Genomic DNA, 3,234 nt, shown 5'->3' with positions numbered 1-3,234 from the left:
AACAGTCTGCTCTTTAACAATGTGAATCATGCTGACAATTTCTCCGCAAGGAGAAATGCGAGATACGTCTCAAGCGTATCCGGCAATTGTCGTACGTAATCGCGGACCAGACCCTTTCGGGTTATATGGTCAAGCGATTAAGCGCATACGGTGGATGCCTTGGCAGCCAGAGGCGATGAAGGACGTTGTAGCCTGCGATAAGGCTCGGTGAGGTGGCAAACAACCTGTGACCCGGGCATTTCCGAATGGGGAAACCCACCCCGCACAAGCGGGGTATCCCACACTGAATCCATAGGTGTTGGGAGGCGAACCGGGGGAACTGAAACATCTAAGTACCCCGAGGAAAAGAAATCAACCGAGATTCCCCTAGTAGCGGCGAGCGAACGGGGACTAGCCCTTAAGCGACACAACCGATAGGCGAACAGGCTGGGAAGCCTGACCATAGCGGGTGATAGTCCCGTAGCCGAAATCCGAGTGTCGTGAAAACGAGTAGGTCGGGGCACGTGAAACCTTGACTGAACATGGGGGGACCATCCTCCAAGGCTAAATACTCCTGGCTGACCGATAGTGAACCAGTACCGTGAGGGAAAGGCGAAAAGAACCCCGGCGAGGGGAGTGAAATAGATCCTGAAACCGTATGCGTACAAGCAGTGGGAGCAGGCACGTCCTGTGACCGCGTACCTTTTGTATAATGGGTCAGCGACTTATTTTCAGTGGCGAGCTTAACCGAATAGGGGAGGCGTAGGGAAACCGAGTCTTAACTGGGCGACCAGTCGCTGGAAATAGACCCGAAACCGGGCGATCTATCCATGAGCAGGTTGAAGGTTGAGTAACATCAACTGGAGGACCGAACCAGGATCTGTTGAAAAAGATTTGGATGACTTGTGGATCGGAGTGAAAGGCTAATCAAGCCCGGAGATAGCTGGTTCTCCTCGAAAGCTATTTAGGTAGCGCCTCACGTATCACCACCGGGGGTAGAGCACTGTTTCGGCTAGGGGGCCATCCCGGCTTACCAACCCGAGGCAAACTCCGAATACCGGTGAGTGCGAGCGTGGGAGACACACGGCGGGTGCTAACGTCCGTCGTGAAAAGGGAAACAACCCAGACCGTCAGCTAAGGTCCCGAAATCCTGGTTAAGTGGGAAACGATGTGGGAAGGCTCAGACAGCTAGGAGGTTGGCTTAGAAGCAGCCATCCTTTAAAGAAAGCGTAATAGCTCACTAGTCGAGTCGGCCTGCGCGGAAGATGTAACGGGGCTAAACCAGGTACCGAAGCTACGGGCTTGCCGAATGGCAAGCGGTAGAGGAGCGTCGTGTAAGCCGACGAAGGTGGATTGAGAAGTCTGCTGGAGGTATCACGAGTGCGAATGCTGACATGAGTAACGACAAGGGGAGTGAAAAACTCCCCCGCCGGAAGACCAAGGGTTTCTGTTCGACGCTAATCGGAGCAGAGTGAGTCGGCCCCTAAGGCGAGGCCGAAAGGCGTAGTCGATGGGAAACGGGTCAATATTCCCGTACCTCACTGTATTGCGATGGGGGGACGAAGAAGGCTAGGTGAGCCAGGCGTTGGTTGTCCTGGTGAAAGCCGGTAGGCTGGGGATTCAGGCAAATCCGGATCCCCAAGGCCGAGAGGCGAGACGAACACCCCACGGGGTGGAAGTCATCGATGCCACGCTTCCAGGAAAAGCCTCTAAGCTTCAGATACAGTGGGACCGTACCCCAAACCGACACAGGGGGTCAGGTAGAGAATACCAAGGCGCTTGAGAGAACTCGGGTGAAGGAACTAGGCAAAATGGTGCCGTAACTTCGGGAGAAGGCACGCCGCGTTAGTGTGAAGGCCCTCGCGGCTGGAGCACGAGGCGGTCGAAGATACCAGGTGGCTGCAACTGTTTATTAAAAACACAGCACTCTGCAAACGCGCAAGCGGACGTATAGGGTGTGACGCCTGCCCGGTGCCGGAAGGTTAAGTGATGGTGTTAGCCCTCGGGCGAAGCTCTTGATCGAAGCCCCGGTAAACGGCGGCCGTAACTATAACGGTCCTAAGGTAGCGAAATTCCTTGTCGGGTAAGTTCCGACCTGCACGAATGGCGTAATGATGGCCACGCTGTCTCCACCCGAGACTCAGTGAAATTGAAATCGCAGTGAAGATGCTGTGTACCCGCGGCTAGACGGAAAGACCCCGTGAACCTTTACTATAGCTTCACACTGGACGCTGATGTTGCTTGTGTAGGATAGCTGGGAGGCTAGGAACCCCGGACGCCAGTTCGGGTGGAGCCAACCTTGAAATACCAGCCTGGCATCATTGGCGTTCTAACTCAGGTCCGTGATCCGGATCGAGGACAGTGTGTGGTGGGTAGTTTGACTGGGGCGGTCTCCTCCCAAAGAGTAACGGAGGAGCACGAAGGTACCCTCAGCACGGTCGGAAATCGTGCATTGAGTGCAAGAGCATAAGGGTGCTTGACTGCGAGACAGACACGTCGAGCAGGTACGAAAGTAGGTTCTAGTGATCCGGTGGTTCTGTATGGAAGGGCCATCGCTCAACGGATAAAAGGTACTCCGGGGATAACAGGCTGATACCGCCCAAGAGTTCACATCGACGGCGGTGTTTGGCACCTCGATGTCGGCTCATCACATCCTGGGGCTGAAGTCGGTCCCAAGGGTATGGCTGTTCGCCATTTAAAGTGGTACGCGAGCTGGGTTTAGAACGTCGTGAGACAGTTCGGTCCCTATCTGCCGTGGGCGTTGGATGTTTGAGAAGAGCTGCTCCTAGTACGAGAGGACCGGAGTGGACGCACCTCTGGTGTTCCGGTTGTCACGCCAGTGGCATTGCCGGGTAGCTACGTGCGGACGGGATAACCGCTGAAGGCATCTAAGCGGGAAGCCCCCTTCAAGATGAGACATCCCCGAGGCCTCGAGCCTCCTGAAGGGCCCAGCGAGACCAGCTGGTTGATAGGCCGGGTGTGGAAGCGCTGCGAGGCGTTGAGCTAACCGGTACTAATGGCCCGTGAGGCTTGACCATATAACCCCAAGGGGTCTGCGCATTGCGCACGAGATTGACGGATACGCCCGGGCACGCCCTGGACGAGACGTATCGCTCAGCATGATTCCAACCGTTTTCGCCTGACGACCATAGCGAGTGGGAACCACCTGATCCCATGCCGAACTCAGCAGTGAAACCGCTCAGCGCCGATGGTAGTGTGGGGTCTCCCCATGCGAGAGTAGGTCATCGTCAGGCA

2 rRNA genes are annotated in these 3,234 nt (G+C 55.8%); both read left to right on the top strand.

Annotated features, from left to right (window positions below):
- Window positions 1-127: 127 nt before the first annotated feature.
- Window positions 128-3,017: ribosomal RNA gene (locus tag HBJ55_RS22150) — 23S ribosomal RNA — on the top strand.
- Between the two features lie 100 nt (window positions 3,018-3,117).
- Window positions 3,118-3,233, top strand: a 5S ribosomal RNA gene (gene rrf / locus HBJ55_RS22145).
- The last annotated feature ends 1 nt before the right edge of the window (window position 3,234 follow it).

The organism is Billgrantia bachuensis (assembly GCF_011742165.1).
Taxonomy (GTDB): Bacteria; Pseudomonadota; Gammaproteobacteria; order Pseudomonadales; family Halomonadaceae; genus Halomonas; species Halomonas bachuensis.
Note: the sequence above shows the minus strand (reverse complement) of the source record. Positions and strands in the feature narration are given on the sequence as shown.